3 protein-coding genes are annotated in these 2,787 nt (G+C 42.2%); 2 read left to right on the top strand and 1 reads right to left on the bottom strand.

Annotated elements, in window-relative coordinates; genetic code table 11:
- Both CXF74_RS20940 and CXF74_RS20935 read left to right on the top strand, forming a co-directional pair.
- A partial coding sequence (locus CXF74_RS20940) for an AEC family transporter (protein ID WP_232772611.1) occupies positions 1-566 on the top strand: 566 nt, incomplete at its 5' end.
- 318 nt (positions 567-884) lie between these two features.
- Positions 885-1,970: an HD domain-containing phosphohydrolase gene (locus CXF74_RS20935; protein ID WP_101084527.1), complete on the top strand. Its 1,086-nt coding sequence runs from the start codon at positions 885-887 to the stop codon at positions 1,968-1,970.
- Positions 1,971-1,988: 18 nt separating this feature from the next.
- Here the strand turns inward: CXF74_RS20935 and CXF74_RS20930 are convergent, their stop codons facing one another.
- Positions 1,989-2,648 (bottom strand): 7-cyano-7-deazaguanine/7-aminomethyl-7-deazaguanine transporter, encoded by a 660-nt coding sequence (locus CXF74_RS20930; RefSeq protein WP_101084525.1) that lies wholly within the window; start codon positions 2,646-2,648, stop codon positions 1,989-1,991.
- Positions 2,649-2,787 lie beyond the last annotated feature (139 nt).

Genomic DNA, 2,787 nt, shown 5'->3' with positions numbered 1-2,787 from the left:
ACGGTGCAACGGGCCTCGCACTGAGCTCGGTTGCGGCTGGATTTATGATTGTATTAATTAATGTTTGGTGTATTTCAGTATTTGTAATCTGGGGGAAATCGTCAATCAAAGGCACGTTACAGTTTATAAGGGCGATTATGTTTAACCCGCTGATTATCGGTTGTACTATTGGTTGGTTTTTAAGTTTGAGTGATATAGGAATACCCATTATTGTTGGCGATATTCTTGAAATAGTCGGTCGAGCTGCATTACCTTTTGGCTTACTAGCTGTGGGAGCAGCGCTAAAACCAGAATCCATCAAAGGTCATTTTAGTGCCATTGCTTGGTCATCTCTCATACAGTTCGGACTAAAACCATTAGTGACTATCGCGCTAATAACCTATACCGGTCTGACTGGCATTGCGGCAGCCGTATTGATCATCGCATTTATGGCACCCACAGCGCCTTCTTCCTACATACTTGCCCGCCAATTAGGTGGCGATGTTGAGGCAATGGCCTCCATTATCACCATGCAAACCTTATTAGCATTTCTCATTATGCCTCTATTAGGCATGCTGTTACTTTAAAGGGTTATAGCAATTCCATTAACTAGCGGATCTATTTTACGCGTTAAAACAACTGACTTCTGCGTTGTGATTTTTGTAAAGAGAATCTCTATTAATGAATTAACGTCTTTAATTCGTTGATGCTAGGGTAACGAAGTTAAGCGCTCAAAGGCATCAACTCTAGGCTTGAATATGCATTGTAAAAATTTATTCTATCAAAGTCAGATTTTTCGTCTCACTTAAAATACTACGCACTTAACAGGCTTGGCTTATAATAGTGAAATAGCGTTCTTCGTGTTTTAAACACACCTTCTCACTCTCCTCGCAAAGGATTAAACATTGGCTATTTTCGTACTGGATGACCCGATTGATAATGAGCTGTTCGCAGAGACCTATGAAGAGTTTTTAGAAAAATATAGCATCTGTGAAATTAGCATTGTAAACCTTGAGCAAGCGCCAACAGATAGCGTGTTACTTAACGATTTATTTCGTACTATCCATACCGTAAAAGCCAATGCCAGTGTATTGGGTTTTGTGCCTATGGTGACCATTCTACAAGAATTAGAAAGCGTACTGGATCTCGTGCGTAAGGGCAGTATTCCCTTTTCAGATAGAGTCGGTGATTTGACACTGCTGTTAATGGATAAAGCCCGTGATTTTATGGATCAGTTTCGCAAAGAGCAACAAGTGAAGTACAGCGAACAGCTTTATTCTGAAGTAGAAGAAGGCCTACAAGCGCTTTCTTCTGCTTCTCCTGGAATGATTGCTGCACAGCTCGTCAATCTGATCGCAATCATTGATCCTGATACTTCAATCACAGTGCCGATAGAGAAGCATTGGCTAAAAAGGCTGACAGAGCCCAGTGAAGATTTAACCTTTCTCTATCAAATGGCGAAAACCTGTGAAAGCCGTGTAGGGTATTGGCAAGGCCGGACAGATCGTGTCCTGCAATTGGCATTATCAATGAACCTCTCAGCGGGAAGCCCGATCAACGCGAATATGTTGGCAGCTTCGCTATTTTGTCACGATATTGCAATGGCTTTCTTACCCTCCCCGCTTCTCAACCAGCAGAGCAAGTTAAACCAACGACAGTTACCGTTAGTGCGTCAACACGTAGAAACATCTTCACAACTGATGCGCTCTATTCACGACTCCCAACAAGCGGGTAGCATGCTAATGCAGCATCAAGAATTAATCGATGGTAGTGGCTATCCCAATAATTTAACGACACAAGAAATTAGTGCAGGCGCTAAAATCATTGCCATCGTTCACACCTTTGAAGCCATTACCCATGGGCACACCAGTATCTCATTACACAAGCGACCTTTAATGCGTGCGCTGCTAGAAATCAACAATAAAGCGGGCGTTGAATTCAGTGAGCACTGGGTAGATATTTTCATGAAGGTGGTACGACGCTTCTACTAAAATAGCAGCGCCGCCTGACTAAATGGCGCTTTTTTGTTCCAGTGGCTTAATAATACGCTGCTCTAATACGCGTAATAACAGTCCGTAAGCAGGTAGGAAAAAACCGATGCTGACGACTAATTTGACGCCGTAATCGACTAACGCTATTTCAGGCCAGTGTGTTGCCATAAAGGTATCTGTTGATGCATAAAACGCCAGCGAGAAAAACACTAAGGTATCAACAAAATTCCCAATGACCGTTGATGCTGTAGGGGCAACCCACCACTGCTTTGTTTCACGCAGTTTTGAAAACACTTTAATATCCATTAACTGGCCAATTAAATAAGCGGCAAAACTAGCAAAGGCAATGCGGAAAACAAAACTATTTAGCTCCGCTAACGCAGACAAGCTTTGTAACGAGCCTTGTTGAAACAAAACCCCCATGACATACGAGATGAGTAAGGCAGGTAACATAGCTTTAAAGATAATGCTACGTGCGGCTTGCTGACCAAATATACGAACGGTTAAGTCGGTGGCTAGATAAACAAATGGGAAACTAAAAGCGCCCCACGTGGTATGTAAACCAAAGATGGTAAAGGGCAATTGTACCAAGTAGTTACTGGCACTGATAATCAAGATATGAAACGCAACCAGCACAAAAAGCGCACGGCGAGTTTGCTCGTGAGAGAGTAATAACATAATAAACCTTTTTCTGTGAAATTAACGCGGGGTGAGGGAACCCGCTATATTTTTGTTAAAAGAAGTTAAGCCAATGCTTAAAATGGATGCGTATTATAAAGGTACTTCAAAATGCTGCAACAAAAACGGGACTGAAAAC

The organism is Psychromonas sp. Urea-02u-13, assembly GCF_002835995.1.
GTDB lineage: Bacteria > Pseudomonadota > Gammaproteobacteria > Enterobacterales > Psychromonadaceae > Psychromonas.
The sequence above is the reverse complement of the archived record's forward strand: the minus strand, read 5'-3'. Positions and strand labels throughout refer to the sequence as shown.